We start from the raw sequence: 19,184 nt of genomic DNA, 5'->3' as shown, positions 1-19,184 counted from the left end.
GCACGCGTCGCCTGTTTGTGGATGCGTTGCGGCCCGCGCAGAGGCGATGATGTCGCCAGCCTGCGGGAGGCAAGCCGGACCGACCGCACAGACACGCGCCGCAGCCCATGGACTCCTTCTTCGCCCAGCTCTCCGATTCCGTCAACGGTGCCCGCACGCTGGAGGAGCTGACCCGGCCGCTGCTGGAAATGCTGGAAGCGGTGACGGGCCTGGAGTCCACCTACCTGACCACCATCGACCTCGCCGGCGGCCTGCAGCACATCGTCTACGCGCGCAACTCGCACGACTTGCAGATCCCCGAGGGCTTGTCCGTGCCCTGGGGCGACACGCTGTGCAAGCGTGCCCTGGAAGAAGGCCGGCCCTATACCGACAACGTCAGTGACGTCTGGGGCGACTCCGAAGCGGCCCGGCTGCTCGGCATCCAGACCTATGTCAGCACGCCGGTGCGCACCGACGACGGAGCCCTCTACGGCACGCTCTGCGCGGCCAGCTCGCGGTGCCAGCCGATGACGCCGGAGGCCCAGCATGCGCTGAAGCTGTTTGCCGGTCTCATCGAGCATCAAGTGGCCCGCGAGCGGCTGGTCGATCAGTTGAAGCAGGCCAATGTCGAGTTGCGCACGCAGGCGCTGACCGACGCGCTGACCGGGCTGCCCAACCGGCGCGCGCTGATGCAGGAGTTGGTGCGCCTCGCATCACTCGCGCAGCGCACGGGCAGCTGGCTGCTGGCCGGCGCCATCGACCTGGATGACTTCAAGCAGGTCAACGACAGCCACGGCCATGATGCCGGTGACGACTTCCTGCGCGGGGTGGCCCGCAAGCTGCACGCGGCGCTGCGCGGCGGCGACGTGCTGGCGCGCATGGGCGGCGACGAGTTCGTCGTCATCGGCCTGGGGCCCAAGCTCGCCGAGGACGGTGCGAAGGCGGCCCAGCTGATGCGCCAGCGCCTGGAGGAGGCCACCGCCGGGCGCTACACGGCCGGGCCGGCCACCATCGAGTACGACGGCGCCAGCGTCGGCGTGGCCTGCCTGGACCCGCAACAGGCGAGCATCGAGGACATCTTGCGCCAGTCGGACTCGGCGATGTACCGCGTCAAACTGCAACGTAGGGAGGCCGCTCGTCCGGTCCTGCCTCGCTGAACGCGGCGGTACTGCTGAGGCCTACAGCTCGCCGTAGCTGTGCAGCCCGCTCAGGAACATGTTGACGCCCAGGAAGGCGAAGGTCGTCACCAGCAGACCCACCAGCGCCCACCAGGCCGCGACGGTGCCGCGCAGGCCCTTCATCAGTCGCATGTGCAGCCAGGCCGCGTAGTTGAGCCAGACGATCAGCGCCCAGGTTTCCTTCGGGTCCCAGCTCCAGTAGCCGCCCCAGGCCTCGGCGGCCCAGAAGGCGCCCAGGATGGTGGCGATGGTGAAGAAGGCAAAGCCCAGCGCGATGGCCTTGTACATGAGGTCGTCGAGCTGCGGCAGGTCGGGCAGGCGGGCCGTCAGGCGCGGGCGCAGCGCCACGGCGATGGCCAGGAACACGGCGACGCCGGCGATCTTGCGTGCCCAGCCGTCCAGGCCGGTGATCGTGGCGGCGGTCACGTCGCCGCCGAAGCGCACGGCCAGGATGATGGCGATGATGGCGACCGGCATCGCCACCAGGCCAATCCACAGCGAGCGTGTCGTGGCTGTCTTCAGCAGATAGGCCAGCGCCACCATGGCCGCCAGCGCGAAGGCGCCGTAGCCGACGAAGTTGGCGGGCACGTGGATCTTCATCCACCAGCTCTGCAGCGCCGGCACCAGCGGCTGGATTTCCTGCGCGCCGCGCTCCAGCGTGTACCAGAGCAGGAAGGCGACGGCCGCGCTGACGACCAGCATCACGTAGGCGCCCAGCGAGCGCGTCGCGAAGCGCTGCTCGTAGTAGAGGTAGAACAGCGTCGTCATCCAGCAGAACAGCACGAAGACTTCGTAGAGGTTGCTGACGGGGATGTGGCCGATGTCGGCGCCGATCTGGTGGCTCTCGTACCAGCGCACCAGCGTGCCGACCAGCGCCATGAAGACGCCGCCCCAGGCCAGCTTGGAACCGATGCTCTCGGCCACGCTGCTGTTGCCGGCGCGCGTGAAGAAGCCGCCCCAGTAGAAGAGCATGCTCATCGTGAACAGCAGGCTCATCCACAGGATGGCGCTCTGGCTGGACAGCATGTACTTCAGGAAGAAGGTGTTCTCGCCGGCGGCCAGGTCGGCGCCGAAGCCGTCGGTCTGCTGCCCGTACAGGCCGATGGCCAGCAGCGTGGCGGCGCCCACGGCGATGCTCAGCGTGCGCAGTGGTTTCCAGAACCAGCCCAGCGCGATCAGCGTCGGCAGCGTGCCAGCGAGGATGCCTTGCTCGTAGACGTCCATGCTGGCGTGGTAGCGGCTGAAGGCGTAGCCGCCGCCCAGCAGGACGAGGGCGGCGAAGAGCCAGTCCAGCGCGTCGCGGCGCTGCAGCGCGTGGCGGCGCGGCAGGTCGAAGGTGGTGGTGTTCATGAGTGATCCTTCAGCACAGCGGCTTTCAACTGGGCGAACAGCGTCGCGTTGTCGGGCGACTCGCGGGTGCTGGACATGGCCATGCGCACCTGCGAACTGGCCGGGTCGGCGCTGGGGGCAATCCAGACCCACAGCCTACGCTCCTTGATGTAGAGCATGGCGAAGACGCCGACGATCAGCAAGACGGCGCCCAGATAGACCAACGTCTGACCCGGCGCTCGCGCGACCTGGAAGACGCTGGCCTGCACCTGCTCGAAGCCTTCCAGCTGCAGCAGCATGGGCGCGGGGTAGTAGAGGCTGTCGGACAGCGACAGCACGGACTGCGTCATGAAGGCCTGGGTCTGCGTGCCGACGTCCGCGCGCTTCAGGCCGGCGCGCTCGCGGGCAAGCTGGTGCAGCTCGAACAGGCTGCCGTTGAGGATGCGCAGCAGCACCTCGGACACGCGCGGGCGCTCGGGCTCGGGCACGTCGCGCTCGATGAACTGCGACAGCGCCGGCAGGCCACCCTTGGCCTCGTCGCCCGGCTTGGCGGCGGCGCCCGAGAACAGCGTCAGCGCACGCTGGGCCGTGAGCTGCAGCTGCGGTGTCAGCTGCGGCTGCCCCGGCGGCGTGGCCGACACCGCATAGGCGCGCGCAGCGGCGTCGCGCAGGGCCGGGTCGTTCAACGCCTGGCGAAGGCGCAGCCAGCCGGCCAGCTCGCCGTTCTCGTCCGCCGGCATGCGCAGGTAGCGGAAGTTCTCGGCCGGCGTGTCGCGCACGCCGGCGAGGAAGGAGCGCTGGCCTTCGAGCTCGACCGGCACCATGTAGTTGTTGAACTCGCGCGCCTGGCCGGCCGCGTCGCGCAGCTTGTAGCTGAAGCTGGGGCCGACGTTCTGCAGCTCCTTGGACTTGTCGCCCTTGGCGCCGCTGCCCAGGTGCTGGCTCAGGCGCTCGCCGAGGTCGACCTTGCGCACGTCGGCGCCGCTGGCATTGGCCCCACTGCCGTCGTTCGCCATGTTCTCGACGTTGATGACGCGCAGGCCATCCAGCTCCAGCGTCTGCTCGCCCAGCGTCAGCTTGCTGCCGACGCGGCCGTCGAAGCTGACCGCCTTGCCGCCGGCCAGCGGCAGCATCTTTAGCTGCAGCTTGCTGCCGCCGTCCTCGAAGCTGCTTTGGAAGATCGCCAGGCCCTTGTGGATGACGGGCTCGTTGACCTTCACCGTCGCCTCGCGCCGCGTGCCGCCGTCGTGGATGACGATGTCGCTGGCGAAGCTCTTGGGCATGCCGGTGGGGTAGTAGTCGACCTTGAACTGTTTCAGCTCGATGTCGAAGGGCAGGTCCTGCAGCACGACGCCGTCGGGCAGGCTCAGCACGGCAATGCCTTGCCGCTGCCGCTCGGGCACCGACACATTGCCCCGGAAGCTCGGGTTGCCGGCGCCCAGGCGGTGCTCGGGGCGGATCTCGGCGACCATGCCGGAGCCGGTGTAGAGCTCCTTGCCCTGCAGCCACATCGCCAGCTTGACCATCGCGTTGCCGTCCAGCACGCCGCCGATCAGGATGAGCACGATGGACGAGTGCGCCGCCAGGTAGCCGATCTTGTTGGCCGCGCCGCGGCGGGCCGCAATCATGATGCCGTTGTCGCGCCGCTGCACGCGGGCCTTCCAGCCATGCTGCGTCAGCGTCGCGCCGATCTCGGCCAGCGCCATCGACGGGTTGCTGGGCAGCTCGCCGATGGCCTTGTGGTGGTGGGCCTGCAGCGACTGCTCGCGCACGCCTTCCTTGTAGCTCTTCAGGTCAGCGAAGATCTTGGGCGCGTTGCGGGCGATGCACAGGCTGGTCGACACCACCAGGAAGGCCAGGATGACCAGGAACCAGGTCGTGCTGTAGACCGTGTACAGCCCGAGCTTGCCAAACACCTCGGCCCAGAACGGGCCGAACTGGTTGATGTAGTTGCCCATCGGCTCGCTCTGGCGCAGCACCGTGCCGATGACCGAGGCGATGCAGATCACGCTGAGCAGCGTGATCGCGAAGCGCATGGACGCCAGCAGGTCCAGCAGTTCGCGGGCGGCGGAGGGACGGGGGGCAGTGGAGGACATCAGGGCTTTGAACAAAAAAGGCCGGTGAGCACCGGCCTTCGTTCCTGGGCTTTCGTGGCGATCAGCGCAGGCCCGCAGCGTAGTCGGACACGGCCTTGATTTCCTTGTCGTTCATCTTCGCTGCCACGCCGATCATGACGGCATTGTTGGCGCGGGCGCCACTGCGGAAGGCCACCATCTGCGCCTCGACATAGTCGCCGTGCTGGCCGCCGATGCGCGGGTACTGGGACGGCATGCCGGCGCCGGTCGGGCTGTGGCAGCCGGCGCAGGCCGGCACGTTGCGCTCGGCAATGCCGCCGCGCCAGATCTTCTCGCCCAGGGCGACGGTGTCCTTGTTCTTGGCGAAGCCGGGCTTGGCCGTCTTGCTGGCGTAGAAGGCCGACACGTTGCGGATGTCTTCCTCCGACAACGTGGCGGCCATGCCTTGCATGACGGCGTTCTTGCGCTTGCCGGCCTTGAACTCGGCCAGCTGCTTGGCCAGGTATTCGGGATGCTGGCCGGCAATGATGGGGTTGGCCGGGCTGCCGCGCGAGCCGTCGGCGGTGTGGCAGGCGGCGCACACCTGCGTGGCGATCGCGCCACCCTTGGCGAGGTCGGGCTTCGGCGGCGCGGCAGCCGGCTCCTTCGCGGAAGCCGTGGCGGCCAGCAGCAGACTCGACAGGAGGATGGCGACAGTCTTCATGGATTTATTGGGTTTCGTTGGGCGCAACTTTCGAATTTTACAATGCTCGACCACAGCGTCTGAGCCTCCCATGACCAACGAAATCCCTGAGGCAGCGACTGCCGAGCCGATCACCGAGAAGATCGCCCTGGCCTGGACGCACACCACGCGCTTCCTGACGACCGCCAGCCAGCTCATTCACCTGCCCGCCACCGAGCTGCCGGAGATCGCCTTCGTCGGCCGCTCCAACGCCGGCAAGTCCACTGCCATCAACACGCTGGCGCAGCAGAAGCGGCTCGCGTTCGCGTCCAAGACGCCGGGCCGCACGCAGCACATCAACCTGTTCGAGCTGGGTCCCAAGGACGCCGCCGATGCGCTGTTCGCCGACCTGCCTGGCTACGGCTACGCGGCCGTCGCCAAGGCCGCCAAGGTGCGCTGGCAGAAGGTGATGGCCGACTACCTGGAGGTGCGCCGCAGCCTGTCGGGCGTCGTGCTGATGGTGGACTCGCGCCTGGGCCTGACCGACCTGGACAAGCAGCTGCTGGATTTCGTCGCCGCCCGCGTCGCCACCGGCGAGATCAAGCTGCTGGTGCTGCTGACCAAGTCAGACAAGCTCAACCGCAAGGAGGCGGATGCCATCCTGCGTTCGACCACCGACTACCTCGCCGGCCTGTCGACCGAGAACTCGGACGTGGCGGTGACGCTGTTCTCGGCGCTGAAGAAGAGCGGCGTCGGTGACGTGGCGCTGGCGCTGCGCGAATGGGTGCTGGCGCATCGGGCGGCCGACGCGGTGCCTGACTCGGCCTTGGCGGCCCAGCCCGCACAGCCGGCTGACTGATCAGCCGCCATCGAGGTCGCTCATCAGCGTGTCGACGGCGCGCTGCACGACGCTGTCGTCTTCCAGCGCGGTGATGAGGCCGTTGGCCAGCAGCGCCTCCAGCGCGCGGCGCGTCAGCGGCAGGCGCTCGTCGGCCTCGCGGCCGACGAAGAGCATGAACTGGCGGCCCTCGCTGATCCAGGCGACCTGGGTGGTGTGCCAGTCACCCTGGATGAACATGTGGAACCAGCGGCCGATCTGCAGGCCGTCTATCCAGCGCTGCAGCGCGGCGCGGGCGTCCGGCGAGTCGTGCTCGTTGTAGAGCGCCACCGGCACCGTCGGCAGCTCGCCGCGGTCGACATCGGCGCTCAGCCAGTGCGAGGGGATCTGGGAGTCGCGCTCCTCCATCAGCCGCTTGACGATCTCGTCGGCCGAAGCCGGCGCGGCGCTGGCGGCCGTGTCGGGCTTCGGCGCGGTCGGGCGGCGCGCATGGGCCTCCAGCGCCGGCAGGCCGCGCAGCAGGCGGGCATGCTGGCCCATCAGTTCGGTCAGGGGCGGCTCGCGCTTGGCCTCGGGCAGCTGGATGCTGTCGCAGCCCGTCATGAGGCGCTCGCCGAGCACCGGCAGGCGCATTTGCAGCGCCTCGCGGTCGGCGCTGTCGCGCGGCGTCGTGAGGCTGTCGATGACGGCGTCCACCAGCTCCATCGCCGCCAGTGCCTCCTGCGAGTCACGGCCGTGGCGCACCATGGCCGTGACGATGACCTCCACCCAGGCGGTCTGCAGGAAGCGGTGCATGCGCGGGCCCAGCGGCGCGTCGGCGACCTGGTGGTCGATCTGCTCGCGGATCAGCTCGCGCCACTCGGTGCGTTGCTGTTCGCGCTCCAGCGCGGCCAGCGCGACGGCGTTGCGCTCGCTGCTCTGGCGCGCCTGCTGGTCGATCTGCGCGTCCACCCGGGCCAGCACCTGCTGGAAGAGGGTGGCGGTGGGCGTCGGCGCGTCCACCAGCAGCTGGGCTTCGGCCTCCATGAAGCGCAGGAACTCGACGAAGCGCCGGTCATCGACGCGCTCGAAAGCCATGCCGTGGGCGGCCACGCGGTTCAGCAGCGACCAGGTCGGGTGGTCCTGCCGGCGCAGCAGCGTCGCGTCGCTGCGCGCAAGGCGCACGACGGCGATCTGCAGGCGGGCCAGCAAGGCCTTCAGCGGCGGCAGCAGGCGGGGGTCGGCCAGGATCTGGTCGTAGAGCCGGCTCAACATGTCCGGCCCGGTCGAGCGGACGAAGGGCGCGGGGGCGAGCGGGTCGCGCTGCGTCAGGCCGCCCAGCGCGCTGAGGCTCTGCGGTCGTGAGTTGACGGCATCGACGCGGCGTGAGAGCCCGTCCAGCGTGCCCGGCGGGGCCTGCCGCACGCCGATGCCGCGCGCGGCGGCCAGGCGCTGGTGGGCCAGCGGGTCGGTCTGGGCATGTCCGTGCGAGGCCACCATGTCGCCGATGTCTGCGGCATGCAACGCGGCGCAGGCCTGCACGTACTGGCGCTGCAAGGCCCTGGCCAGCGGCGTGGCGGCCGCGCGCATCAGCTCGTACTGGACCTGCGCGCCAAGCGGGCTGGCGGCCAGCGCATGGTGCAGCGCGTGGGCATAGAGGGCGGGGCGCAGCGGGTTGTCGCGCTCGCGCGCCCGGGCAGTACCGCGCAGCGCGGCGTAGAAGTTGCCGATCTGGTGCAGCTCGGCGCGGCTCAGCTCCTCGGCGGTGTGGGCGACGTGGGCAATCGCGACGTCCTGCAGCGCCTGGTGTTCGTCGACGAGGCTCAGGCCCTCCATGCCGCCGAACTGCAGCGGTGCGCGCTGCAGCGGGTCCTCGCCGCGCCGGCCGGCCTGCAGCAGATCGATGAGCTTGCCCTCGAAGTCGGCGGCGAAGTGGGCCCGCACCTTGCGCCAGGCATCTCGCAAAGGGAAATGCTGGGGATGCTTGTCGAGCTCGTCCTGCACGACGTGCAACAGCTCGCGGGCCAGCGGACCGGCTTCGGTCAACGCATGGTCGAGCAGGTGGTGGGGATGCAGGCTGGAGGACATGGACGCGGCGGGACAGGGAGCTGCGATTATCCGGCGCCACCCTGGTGCGTCCTGCCCTGTCGCAGGCGTTTTCAGCCCCCTCAGCCACATGGCAAAAGCGGTGCTTCAAGACCTATTCACGCTTTTTGGGGATGGTGCAGCGGGCTTGCGCGGCCGGCGGCGTGCGCGCAGCGTTGTCAGGGCGGCGCGCAGATGGCGGCATGATGGGCGTGGTCCAGCTTGGCTCATCACCATGAAATCTCTTCTTTTGCTCGCCGGCCTGTTCAGCGCCTCAGCCCAGGCCGACGAGGCCGCACCTCGCCGCCCGGACCTGCCGCTGTGGGAGCTGGGCGTCGGCGCCGCTGCTGTTTCCCAGCAGGCCTATCCCGGGTCCGATCAGCAGGCGCGCCGGGCGCTGGTGCTGCCCTACCTGGTCTACCGCGGCAAGCTGCTGCGCGCCGACGGCAACGGCGCCGGGTTGCGCGCGGTGCGCACGGAGAGCTTCGAGCTGGACGTGTCCTTCGGCGGCTCGCTGAGCTCGGGCTCCGAGACGCTGCGGGCGCGCGAGGGCATGGCGCGGCTGGGCACGCTGCTGGAGGCGGGGCCGGTGGCGCGCTGGTTCCCGAATGGCCGTAGCGCCCGTGACCGCATCACCGTGGAACTGCCGCTGCGCGCCGTCTTCGAGGCCCGCAACCCGGGCCGGCACCGCGGCTTCAGTTTCGAGCCGGAGGTGGGCATCCAGCGGCGCGCCGACTCGGGCCGCTGGGGCTATGGCGCCAGCGTGGGCGCGGTGTTCGGCGACCGGCGGCTGGGCGCGACCTTCTACGAGGTCGCACCGGGTGACGTGCGGCCGGACCGGCCGGCCTTCGAAGGGCGCGCCGGGCTGATCGCCTGGCGGCTGGGCGCCAACGTGGGCATGAACGTCACGCCGGACCTGCGTCTCTACGCCTTTGGGCGCCTGGACAGCGTGGCCGGCGCCGCCAACCGGGCCAGCCCGCTGGTGCGGCAGACGACGGGCGCCAGCTACGGCATCGGCCTGGCCTACACGCTGAAGCGCTCGGCGGCGCGAGCAAGCGACTGAGAACGGCAGACGCAAAGAAAAAGGGCTGCTTGCGCAGCCCCTTCTTGAATGCTTGATCAGTTGGGGACAGAGCTGCCGGACGGGTACGCCCGTCAGGTCTGTCCCGCAATGTCTTACATATCCATACCGCCCATGCCACCCATGCCGCCCATGCCACCAGGCATGCCGCCGCCGGCAGCTTCTTCCTTCGGCGACTCGGCGACCATGGCTTCGGTCGTCAGCATCAGCGACGCGACGGAAGCGGCGTTCTGCAGGGCAGTGCGCGTCACCTTGGTCGGGTCCAGGATGCCCATTTCGATCATGTCGCCATAGGTGTCGTTGGCGGCGTTGAAGCCGTAGTTGCCCGAACCGGCCAGCACGGCGTTGACGACGACGGAGGCTTCGCCACCGGCGTTGTAGACGATCTCGCGCAGCGGCGCTTCGATGGCGCGCAGGACCAGCTTGATGCCGGCGTCTTGATCAGCGTTGTCGCCCTTGATGGCGCCAGCAGCTTGCTTGGCGCGCAGCAGCGCGACGCCACCACCGGCCACGATGCCTTCTTCAACGGCTGCGCGCGTGGCGTGCAGTGCGTCTTCGACGCGGGCCTTCTTTTCCTTCATCTCGACTTCGGTGGCGGCACCGACCTTGATGACGGCAACACCGCCGGCCAGCTTGGCCACGCGTTCTTGCAGCTTCTCGCGGTCGTAGTCGCTGGTGGCTTCCTCGATCTGGATGCGCACTTGCTTGACGCGGGCTTCGATGTCAGCGGCAGCGCCGGCGCCGTCGATGATGGTGGTGTTTTCCTTGCCCACTTCGACGCGCTTGGCCTGGCCCAGGTCGGCCAGCGTGACCTTCTCAAGCGTCAGGCCGACTTCTTCGGCGATGACCTTGCCGCCCGTCAGGATGGCGATGTCTTCCAGCATGGCCTTGCGGCGGTCACCGAAGCCAGGCGCCTTGACGGCGACGACCTTCAGGATGCCGCGGATGGTGTTGACCACCAGCGTCGCCAGCGCTTCGCCTTCGACTTCTTCGGCAATGATCAGCAGCGGGCGGCCGGCCTTGGCCACTTGCTCCAGCGTGGGCAGCAGGTCGCGGATGTTCGAGATCTTCTTGTCGAACAGCAGGACGAAGGGGTTGTCCAGCAGCGCGGCTTGCTTCTCGGGGTTGTTGATGAAGTAGGGCGACAGGTAGCCGCGGTCGAACTGCATGCCTTCGACGACGTCCAGCTCGCTGTCCAGGCTCTTGCCGTCTTCGACGGTGATGACGCCTTCCTTGCCGACCTTGTCCATCGCTTCGGCAATGATGCGGCCCACTTCCACGTCGCTGTTGGCCGAGATCGTGCCGACTTGAGCGATTTCCTTGGAGGTGGTGGTGGCCTTGGAGGCCTTCTTCAGCTCGGCGACCAGGGCGGTGACCGCCTTGTCGATGCCGCGCTTCAGGTCCATCGGGTTCATGCCGGCGGCCACGTACTTCATGCCTTCGCGGACGATGGCTTGCGCCAGCACCGTGGCGGTGGTGGTGCCGTCACCGGCGTTGTCGCTGGTCTTGGAAGCGACTTCCTTGACCATCTGCGCGCCCATGTTCTGGAGCTTGTCCTTCAGCTCGATTTCCTTGGCCACGGACACACCGTCCTTGGTCACGGTGGGGGCGCCGAAGGAGCGCTCGAGCACGACATTGCGGCCCTTGGGGCCAAGGGTCACCTTGACCGCGTTGGCCAGGATGTTCACGCCTTCGACCATGCGGGCACGGGCCTCGCCGCCAAAGATCACGTCTTTTGCTGCCATTTGATTCTCCGAATTCTTAAAGTGGGGTCAGAGTCGATTTATCGACGCGACGGATTAGCGCTGAACGACGGCGAAGAGGTCTTCCTCGCGCATGACCAGCAGTTCCTCGCCGTCGACCTTGACGGTCTGGCCGGAGTACTTGCCGAACAGGACGCGGTCGCCGACGGCGACGTTCAGGGCGATGAAGTCGCCCTTGTCATTGCGCTTGCCCGGGCCGACGGCCAGGACTTCGCCCTGATCGGGCTTCTCGGCGGCGTTGTCGGGGATGACGATGCCGGAGGCGGTCTTGGTTTCTTGTTCCAGGCGGCGAACGATCACGCGATCGTGCAGGGGGCGCAGCTTCATGGGGTCTCCTTCAGAGAGTTTCGAACCGCAGCGGCCGCGGGCTCATCGAGCTGCGGCGCGCCGAGAAAACGGGGCCGATTGCTCGACCCGATTCGTTAGCACTCATATGTGGCGAGTGCTAGCAGCTCAGCATTATAGGGACGCAATGTGGCGATTCAAGAGGCTTGGGCTGATCGGAAAGCGAGCGGCCCAGACACCACCAGAAACACAACAGATTCCACGCAGAAGCTAAAGCGTCACTTCGCAATATCTGAGCAAGTGCTTATTTATGAACGGTTTTTTCTGCGAAGCTGGATATTTAAACAGTCCATGCTAAGTGCTTGATTTCATTGAAAAAAACCGTGCCGAACCTTGACCCTGTTCATCCGAGGGCTTAAAGTGGGGAGAAGTGTCCTTTCGTGGTGAAAAGTGTCGGAAATCGTCTTTCAGGGGGCCTCCAACTTGGCGTTAGACGCCAAGGGGCGCCTGGGCGTGCCTACTCGACACCGTGAGGTGCTGCAGCTGCTCTGCCAGGGGCGGCTGACCGTCACCAAGCATCCGGATGGCTGCCTGATGCTGTTCCCGCGCCCGACATGGGAGACCTTTCGCGACAAGGTCGCTGCGCTGCCGATGTCGGCCGCCGGCTGGAAGCGCGTCTTCCTGGGCAATGCGATGGATGTCGAGATCGACTCGGCGGCGCGCGTGTTGATCTCGCCCGAGCTGCGCAAGAGTGCCGGCCTCAAGAACGACGTGATGCTGATCGGCATGGGCAGCCACTTCGAGCTGTGGGACACCGAAGCCCATGCCGCCCACGAGGCCGAGGTGATGTCGGGGCCGCTGCCGGACGCGCTCAAGGACTTCAGCTTCTGATGGCCGCTGACGTGACAGAACCCGCCGAGTTCCGCCACACGACCGTGCTGCTGGACGAGGCGGTAGACGGCGTGCTGGCGCGGCCGGACGGTGTCTACGTGGATGGCACCTTCGGTCGCGGCGGGCACTCGCGTGCGCTGCTGGCCAGGCTGGCGCCCGAGGGCCGCCTGATCGGCATCGACCGCGACCCCGAGGCCATCGCCGCCGCAGCGGCCATCACAGACCCGCGCTTCTCCATCGTCCACGCCGGCTTTGCCGACATGGTGGAGGAGCTGGCGGACATCGGTGTGCATCAGGTGGATGGTGTGCTGCTGGACCTGGGTGTGTCCAGCCCGCAGATCGACAACCCGGAGCGCGGCTTCAGCTTTCGCTTCGTCGGGCCGCTGGACATGCGCATGGACACGACGCGTGGCCAGAGCGCGGCGGATTTCCTCGCGCGGGCCGACGAGCGCGAGATTGCACGGGTGATCAAGGACTATGGCGAAGAACGGTTTGCTGGCCAGATTGCAAAGGCGGTTGTTGCTCGCCGAGAAGCCGGTACGCCGCTCACGCGCACCGACGAGCTGCGCGAACTCGTGGCTCGCACGGTCAAGACCCGCGAGCCCGGCCAGGACCCGGCCACGCGCACCTTTCAAGCTCTTCGGATTCATGTCAATGGAGAGCTGGAGCAGCTTGATCAAGGACTGAAGTCCGCGCTGCGGCTGCTGGCGCCGGGCGGGCGGTTGAGCATCATCAGCTTCCACTCGCTGGAGGACCGGCGCGTCAAGCAGTTCATCGCCGCCCACAGCAAGGCCGAGTTCGACCGCCGCGCGCCGTTTGCACCGCCGCCGGAACTGGCGCTGGTGGCACTGGGCCGCGTGAAGCCGAGCGAGACCGAGGTGCGGGCCAACCCACGTTCGCGCTCCGCCGTGCTGCGCGTTGCCGAGCGCACGGACGCGCCGCTGGCATCCGCAAAGGGCGGCTGAAGCCGTGGCCAAGCTCAACCTCGTCCTCATCCTCGCGGTGCTGGCCAGCGGCCTGGCGCTGGTGCACAACGCCTACGAGTCGCGCCGCCTGTTCGCCGAGCGCGAGCGCACCAAGGCCGAGGGCCAGCGCCTGGCGGCGGACGCCGAGCGGCTGAAGGCCGAGCGCCATGCGCAGGCGACCAACCTGCGCGTCGAGCAGGTGGCACGTGAGCGCCTGGGCATGCGTTTGATCTCGCCGGCCGTCGTCGCCTCTGGGGTGGCGCCATGAGCCGGCAGAACAAGTCCGGCGCACGCGCCCTCGGCTCGGGCCGTGGCGTCAGTTACTCCACCAGCCCGCTGCTGGCGTCCAAGACGCCGCCGTGGCGCTCGCGCTTTCTCGTTGCCCTCGTCGGCCTGGCCTTTGCCGGTCTGCTGGGTCGCGCCGTGTACGTGCAGGTGCTGCACAGCGAGTTCTTCCAGAAGCAGGGCGAGGCGCGCTACGCGCACACGCTGGAGCTGCCCGCCAGCCGTGGCCGCATCAACGACCGCGCCGGCCAGACGCTGGCCGCCAGCGTGGCCGTGCCGTCGATCTGGGCCATCCCGAAGGAAGTCGATGCCGATGCCGACAAGCGCCGCGCGCTGGCCCAGGCGCTGGGCCTGTCCAACAAGGAGCTGGCCGCCAAGCTCAACCCCGAGGCGCGCTTCGTCTGGCTCAAGCGCCTGGCCGACGACGAGACGGCCGCCAAGGTCAAGGCCATCGGCCTGAAGGGCATCTTCCAGGACCGCGAGTACCGCCGCAAGTACCCGGAAGGCGAGGCGGCAGCGCATGTCGTGGGCTTCACCAACGTGAACGACCGCGGCCAGGAGGGCATCGAGCTGGCCTTCCAGAAGGAGCTGCAGGGCCGCGACGGCTCGCGCTCCGTCGTGCGCGACCGCCTGGGCCGCGTCGTCGAAGATTTCGGCGACATCGTGCCCGCCGCCAACGGCCGTGACATCGACCTGTCCGTCGACTCCAAGGTGCAGTTCTTCGCCTACCAGCGCATCCGCGACGCGGTGGCGGCCAACAAGGCCAAGGCCGGCTCGGTCGTCGTGCTGGACGTGCAGACCGGCGAGGTGCTGGCGCTGGCGAACTTCCCGAGCTACGACCCGGGCAACCGTCAGAACCTGTCCGGCGAGCAACTGCGCAACCGCGCGCTGACCGACGTCTTCGAGCCCGGCTCGACGATGAAGCCCTTCATCGCCGGCCTGGCGCTGGAGACCGGCCGCGTGAAGCCGGAATCGCTGGTCGACACCGGCAACGGCCGCTACCCCTTCCACGGCGCCGTCATCACTGACACCAAGCCGCACGGCCTCATCACCGTGCGCGAGGTCATCCAGATGTCCAGCAACATCGGCACGACCAAGCTGGCCATGCAGATGCCGGCGCGCGAGATGCACGAGCTGTTCACCGGCATCGGCCTGGGCCAGCGGCCGCAGATCAGCTTCCCCGGTGCGGTGGCCGGCAAGCTGCGGCCCTACAAGACCTGGCGCCCCATCGAGCAGGCGACGATGAGCTATGGCTACGGCCTGTCGGCGTCGCTGTTCCAGCTGGCGCGGGCCTACACGGTGTTCGCGCGCGACGGCGAGATCATCCCGGTCAGCATGCTGCGCCAGCCGCATGACCACCCCGTCGCCGGCATCCGCGTGTTCTCGCCCAGCGTGGCGACCGAGGTTCGCCACATGCTGCAGGCCGCCGCCGGCCCCGGTGGCACGGCGCCCGATGCGCAGGTGCCGGGCTACAGCGTCGGCGGCAAGAGCGGCACGGCGCACAAGCAGGAGGGTCGCGGCTACGTCAACAAGTACCGCTCCTGGTTCGTCGGCCTGGCGCCCATCAACAACCCGCGCATCGTCGTGGCCGTCATGGTGGACGAGCCGACCGCCGGCGTCTATTACGGCGGCAAGGTGGCCGGCCCGGTGTTCAGCCAGGTCACCGCTCAGACCCTGCGTTTGCTCGGCGTCGCGCCGGACCTGGACGTGAAGAGCCAGATCGTCGCGAATCAAAAAGCCACGGCCGTGGAAGAGAGCTTCTGATGCTGACCCGCCTCAAGTCCCCCGACGCCGCCGCCCGCTGGCTCGCCGAATGGTGCACCGGCACGCTGCGCACCGACAGCCGCCAGGTGCAGCCCGGCGACGCCTTCATCGCCTGGCCGGGCTATGCCCGCGACGGCCGCGAATACGTGGCTGCGGCGTTGGCGGCAGGCGCGGCGACCTGTCTGGTGGAAGACGGCGATGTCGAACGCTTCGGCTTTGTCGATGCGCGCGTTGCGTCGCTGCCCGGCCTGAAGGCGCGCACCGGCGAGATCGCCGCGGCCTTCTTCGGCAAGCCCACCGACACGTTGGACGTCATCGCCGTCACCGGCACCAACGGCAAGACCTCTTCGGCCTGGTGGATCGCGCAGGCCTCGGCGGCATTGGGCAAGCGCTGCGGCGTCGTCGGCACGCTGGGCATCGGCGAGCCGCCCAAGCTGGACTACAACGGCCTGACAACACCTGACCCCGTGCTGCTGCAGGCCGCGTTTGCGCGCATGCACAGGGAAGACTTCGCCGCCTGCGCCATCGAGGCGAGCAGCATCGGCATCGTCGAAGGCCGCCTGGCCGGCAGCGCCATCCGAGTGGCCGTGTTCACCAACTTCACGCAGGACCACCTCGACTACCACGGCGACATGAACGCCTACTGGGTGGCCAAGCGGGCTCTGTTCGGCTTCCCCGGCCTGCGCGCGGTGGTTGTCAATCTGGACGATGCCAAGGGCGACAGCCTGGCCAAGGAGCTGGCGTCGCTGGATGTCTGGACCACCGGCGTCGAGCGGCTGGATGCGCGGCTCACCGCCCGCGACCTGCACTACACCGGCGAGGGCCTGGCCTTCACGCTGCACGAGGGCAGCGAGGCCGTCGCCCTGCAGACCAGCCTCATCGGCGACTACAACGCGGCCAACCTGCTCGGCGTGGCCGGCGCGCTGCGTGCCCAGGGTCATGCGCTGGCCGACGTGGCCGCCGCGCTGGCCCGCGTGACGCCGGTGCCCGGCCGCATGCAGCGCGTCGGCAATGGCCGCGAGCTGCCGCAGGTGGTCATCGACTACGCCCATACGCCGGACGCGCTGGAGAAGGCGCTGTCGGCGCTGCAAGGGCTGGCCAAGGCACGCGGCGGCGAACTGGTCTGCGTGTTCGGCTGTGGTGGCGACCGCGACCGGGGCAAGCGCCCGCAGATGGGCAGCATCGCCGCGCGGCTGGCGGCCCATGTCGTCGTCACGACGGACAACCCGCGCACCGAGGTGCCGGCGCAGATCCTGGCCGACATCACTGCCGGCGCGCCGGCGGCCATCGTCATCGAGGCGCGCGAGGAAGCCATCCGCGCCGCGATCACGCAGGCCGGCGCCCGCGACATCGTGCTGGTCGCCGGCAAGGGCCATGAGGACTACCAGGAGGTGAACGGCGTGCGCCGGCCCTTCTCCGACGTGGCCGAGGCGCGCGCGGCGCTGCTTGAGAGGGCGGGGCTGTGAGCTTCTTCTTGACGCTCGCTGAAGCGCAGGCGCTGCTGCCGGGATCGACCTTGGTCGGCGACGGTGCGACCGGCTTCGCCCGCGTGCACAGCGACACGCGCACGCTGCGCGACGGTGACTTGTTCGTCGCGCTGCGCGGCGAGCGCTTCGATGCGAACGACTTCCTCGCGCAAGCCAAGGCCTCGGGCGCGGTTGCCGCGCTGGCCGAACGCGGCCTGGCGGAAGCTGGTCTGCCGGGCCTGCTCGTGCCCGACGCCAAAGCGGCGCTGGGCCAGCTCGCCGCGGCCTGGCGCCGCCAGCAGCTGCTGCCCGTCATCGCCGTCACCGGTTCAAACGGCAAGACGACGACGACGCAGATGATCGCCAGCATCCTGCGCGCCTGGGTCGCTGATGCGGCGCTGGCCACCGAAGGCAACTACAACAACGACATCGGCGTGCCGCTGACGCTGCTGCGCCTGCGTCACGACGATGAGCTGAGCCACCGCGCCGCCGTCGTCGAGCTGGGCATGAACCACCCCGGCGAGATCGCGCCGCTGGCCGCGATGACGCAGCCGACGGTGGCGCTGGTCAACAACGCGCAGCGCGAGCACCAGGAGTTCATGGCTACCGTCGAGGCCGTCGCGCGCGAGAACGGCGCCGTGCTGGAAGCCCTCGCGCCCAGCGGCTGCGCCGTCTTCCCGGCCGAGGACGCCTGCGCGCCGATCTGGTTTGAGATGGCCGGCGCCCGGCCGCACCTGACCTTTGCATTGCATGGCGAGGCGGACGTGACCGGCGAGGCGCTGTGGAAGGGCACGCACTGGGCGCTGGAACTGCACACGCCCGCCGGCAGCGCGCCGGTGGCGTTGCACATGGCAGGCGAGCACAACGTGCGCAACGCGCTGGCTGCGGCCGCCTGCGCGCTGGCCGCCGGTGCCACGCTGTCGTCCATCCAGCAAGGCCTGGAGGCCTTCCGCGCCGTCAAGGGCCGCAGCGAATTGAAGCACGACGCGCAAGGCCGCACGCTCATCGACGACAGCTACAACGCCAACCCCGACAGCGTGCGCGCCGCCATCGCCGTGCTGGCCGGCCTGCCCGGCGAGAGCTGGCTCATCCTGGGTGACATGGGCGAGGTGGGCAACGACGGCCCGGCCTTCCACCGCGAGGTCGGCGCCTATGCAGCCGAGCGCGGCATCGCCCACTTCTGGACGGCGGGTGCTGCCGCTCGCGACGCCGCTGCGGCCTATGGCCCGGCGGCCCGCGCCTTCGACAACACGGCCGCGCTCATCGCCGCCCTCAACGAACAACCCAGCGTGAGCCAGACCCTCGTCAAGGGCTCGCGCTTCATGAAGATGGAACAAGTGGTCGCCGCATTGCAAACCACCCAACCCACCGGAGACACGCATGCTGCTTAGCCTCGCCCAGTGGCTGCAGGGTCTCTACCCCGACCTGGGGTTCCTGCGCGTCTTCCAGTACATCACCTTCCGCGCGGTGATGGCGGCCATGACGGCGCTGCTGATCGGCCTGGCCTTCGGGCCCTGGGTCATCCGCAGCCTGACGGCGATGAAGATCGGCCAGCCCATCCGTGCCTACGGCGTGCAGCAGCACCTGGCCAAGGCCGGCACGCCGACGATGGGCGGCGTGCTCATCCTCATCGGCATCGGCGTGTCGACGCTGCTGTGGTTCGACTGGAGCAACCGCTTCGTCTGGGTCGTCATGCTCGTGACCATGGGCTTCGGCGCCGTGGGCTGGGTGGACGACTGGCGCAAGGTCGTCGACAAGAACCCCGAGGGCATGCGCAGCCGCGAGAAGTTCTTCTGGCAGTCGCTGATCGGCCTGTTCGCGGCGCTCTACCTGGCGTTCAGCGTGTCGGAGACGAGCTTCCTCGGCGTCGTGCAGCTGTTCTTCCGCTGGGTGTCCAGCGGCTTCTCGACCGAGCTGCCGCCCAAGGCCGACCTGCTGATCCCGTTCTTCAAGACCATCTCCATGCCGCTGGGCGTGTGGGGCTTCGTGGCGCTGGCCTTCTTCGTCATGGTCGGCACCAGCAACGCGGTGAACTTCACCGACGGGTTGGACGGCCTGGCCATCATGCCGGTGGTGCTGGTGGGCTCGGCGCTGGGCCTGTTCGCCTACCTGACCGGCTCGTCGGTGTTCTCCAAATATCTGCTGCTGCCCTACATCCCGGGCGCTGGCGAACTGCTGATCTTCTGCGCCGCGATGGCCGGCGCGGGCCTGGCCTTCCTGTGGTTCAACGCGCACCCGGCGCAGGTGTTCATGGGCGACGTCGGCGCGCTGGCGCTGGGCGGCGGCTTGGGCACCATCGCCGTCATCACACGCCAGGAGATCGTGCTCGGCATCATGGGCGGCATCTTCGTGGCCGAAGTGCTGTCGGTGATGCTGCAGGTCAGCTGGTTCAAGTTCACGAAGAAGCGCTTCGGCACGGGGCGGCGCATTTTCAAGATGGCGCCCCTGCACCACCATTTCGAGAAGAGCGGCTGGAACGAGACGCAGGTCGTCATCCGCTTCTGGATCATCACCATGCTGCTGTGCCTGGTCGGCCTGGCGAGCCTGAAGCTGCGGTAGG

The 19,184-nt window shown here is 68.6% G+C and carries 16 protein-coding genes; 10 read left to right on the top strand and 6 right to left on the bottom strand.

Going from position 1 to position 19,184, the window contains the following annotated elements:
* Positions 1-107 precede the first annotated feature (107 nt).
* Positions 108-1,136 carry a sensor domain-containing diguanylate cyclase gene (locus tag ACG00Y_RS21590; RefSeq protein ID WP_394482451.1) on the top strand — a complete coding sequence of 343 codons (1,029 nt, stop codon included), beginning with the start codon at positions 108-110 and terminating at the stop codon, positions 1,134-1,136.
* Positions 1,137-1,157: 21 nt separating this feature from the next.
* On the opposite strand, the gene ccsB is transcribed toward ACG00Y_RS21590, so the two are convergent.
* The 3 genes from ccsB to ACG00Y_RS21575 form a co-directional block, all read right to left on the bottom strand.
* The gene (gene ccsB / locus ACG00Y_RS21585) at positions 1,158-2,507 is read right to left on the bottom strand and encodes a c-type cytochrome biogenesis protein CcsB (protein WP_394482449.1); all 1,350 of its coding nucleotides are present in this window, start codon (positions 2,505-2,507) and stop codon (positions 1,158-1,160) included.
* Entirely contained in the window at positions 2,504-4,582 is a 2,079-nt protein-coding gene (locus ACG00Y_RS21580) for a cytochrome c biogenesis protein ResB (protein ID WP_394482446.1), read from the bottom strand. Before ACG00Y_RS21580 ends, ccsB begins: the two co-directional genes overlap by 4 nt.
* Before the next feature lie 61 nt (positions 4,583-4,643).
* The gene (locus ACG00Y_RS21575) at positions 4,644-5,264 is read right to left on the bottom strand and encodes a c-type cytochrome (protein WP_394482444.1); all 621 of its coding nucleotides are present in this window, start codon (positions 5,262-5,264) and stop codon (positions 4,644-4,646) included.
* Positions 5,265-5,334: 70 nt separating this feature from the next.
* Between ACG00Y_RS21575 and yihA the strand changes: the two genes are divergently transcribed.
* Entirely contained in the window at positions 5,335-6,081 is a 747-nt protein-coding gene (gene yihA / locus ACG00Y_RS21570; RefSeq protein WP_394482442.1) for a ribosome biogenesis GTP-binding protein YihA/YsxC, read from the top strand.
* Here the strand turns inward: yihA and ACG00Y_RS21565 are convergent, their stop codons facing one another.
* The gene (locus tag ACG00Y_RS21565; RefSeq protein WP_394482440.1) at positions 6,082-8,127 is read right to left on the bottom strand and encodes a DUF1631 family protein; all 2,046 of its coding nucleotides are present in this window, start codon (positions 8,125-8,127) and stop codon (positions 6,082-6,084) included. It abuts the gene before it with no gap.
* A gap of 232 nt (positions 8,128-8,359) precedes the next feature.
* Here ACG00Y_RS21565 and ACG00Y_RS21560 point away from each other — a divergent pair, with 232 nt between their 5' ends.
* The gene (locus ACG00Y_RS21560) at positions 8,360-9,187 is read left to right on the top strand and encodes a MipA/OmpV family protein (RefSeq protein WP_394482439.1); all 828 of its coding nucleotides are present in this window, start codon (positions 8,360-8,362) and stop codon (positions 9,185-9,187) included.
* 113 nt (positions 9,188-9,300) lie between these two features.
* Here the strand turns inward: ACG00Y_RS21560 and groL are convergent, their stop codons facing one another.
* Together groL and groES are read right to left on the bottom strand one after the other, a co-directional pair.
* Complete coding sequence (groL, locus tag ACG00Y_RS21555; protein WP_394482437.1) at positions 9,301-10,950, bottom strand: chaperonin GroEL; 1,650 nt, start codon at positions 10,948-10,950, stop codon at positions 9,301-9,303.
* Positions 10,951-11,004: 54 nt separating this feature from the next.
* Entirely contained in the window at positions 11,005-11,295 is a 291-nt protein-coding gene (gene groES / locus ACG00Y_RS21550; RefSeq protein ID WP_394482435.1) for a co-chaperone GroES, read from the bottom strand.
* A 417-nt stretch (positions 11,296-11,712) separates the two neighbouring features.
* On the opposite strand from groES, the gene mraZ reads away from it, so the two are divergent.
* Genes mraZ through mraY form a run of 7 tightly spaced genes read left to right on the top strand, consistent with a single transcriptional unit; the run spans position 11,713 to position 19,183 of the window.
* Complete coding sequence (gene mraZ / locus ACG00Y_RS21545; RefSeq protein WP_394482546.1) at positions 11,713-12,144, top strand: division/cell wall cluster transcriptional repressor MraZ; 432 nt, start codon at positions 11,713-11,715, stop codon at positions 12,142-12,144.
* Positions 12,145-12,155: 11 nt separating this feature from the next.
* The gene (gene rsmH / locus ACG00Y_RS21540) at positions 12,156-13,109 is read left to right on the top strand and encodes a 16S rRNA (cytosine(1402)-N(4))-methyltransferase RsmH (protein ID WP_394482433.1); all 954 of its coding nucleotides are present in this window, start codon (positions 12,156-12,158) and stop codon (positions 13,107-13,109) included.
* 4 nt (positions 13,110-13,113) lie between these two features.
* On the top strand, positions 13,114-13,377 hold the full coding sequence (gene ftsL, locus ACG00Y_RS21535) for a cell division protein FtsL (protein WP_394482431.1): 264 nt from the start codon (positions 13,114-13,116) through the stop codon (positions 13,375-13,377).
* Positions 13,374-15,158 (top strand): peptidoglycan D,D-transpeptidase FtsI family protein, encoded by a 1,785-nt coding sequence (locus ACG00Y_RS21530; protein WP_394482430.1) that lies wholly within the window; start codon positions 13,374-13,376, stop codon positions 15,156-15,158. The genes ftsL and ACG00Y_RS21530 overlap by 4 nt, the downstream gene beginning before the upstream one ends.
* Positions 15,158-16,624 (top strand): UDP-N-acetylmuramoyl-L-alanyl-D-glutamate--2,6-diaminopimelate ligase, encoded by a 1,467-nt coding sequence (locus ACG00Y_RS21525; RefSeq protein WP_394482428.1) that lies wholly within the window; start codon positions 15,158-15,160, stop codon positions 16,622-16,624. The genes ACG00Y_RS21530 and ACG00Y_RS21525 overlap by 1 nt, the downstream gene beginning before the upstream one ends.
* Positions 16,621-18,015: a UDP-N-acetylmuramoyl-tripeptide--D-alanyl-D-alanine ligase gene (locus tag ACG00Y_RS21520; RefSeq protein WP_394482426.1), complete on the top strand. Its 1,395-nt coding sequence runs from the start codon at positions 16,621-16,623 to the stop codon at positions 18,013-18,015. The genes ACG00Y_RS21525 and ACG00Y_RS21520 overlap by 4 nt, the downstream gene beginning before the upstream one ends.
* A complete protein-coding gene (mraY, locus tag ACG00Y_RS21515; protein WP_394482424.1) occupies positions 18,005-19,183 on the top strand; it encodes a phospho-N-acetylmuramoyl-pentapeptide-transferase in 1,179 nt (392 codons plus the stop codon). Before ACG00Y_RS21520 ends, mraY begins: the two co-directional genes overlap by 11 nt.
* Position 19,184 lies beyond the last annotated feature (1 nt).

This window comes from Pelomonas parva, assembly GCF_043555835.1.
Classification (GTDB): Bacteria; Pseudomonadota; Gammaproteobacteria; order Burkholderiales; family Burkholderiaceae_C; genus Pelomonas; species Pelomonas parva.
This window is presented reverse-complemented; position numbering and strand designations above follow the sequence as displayed.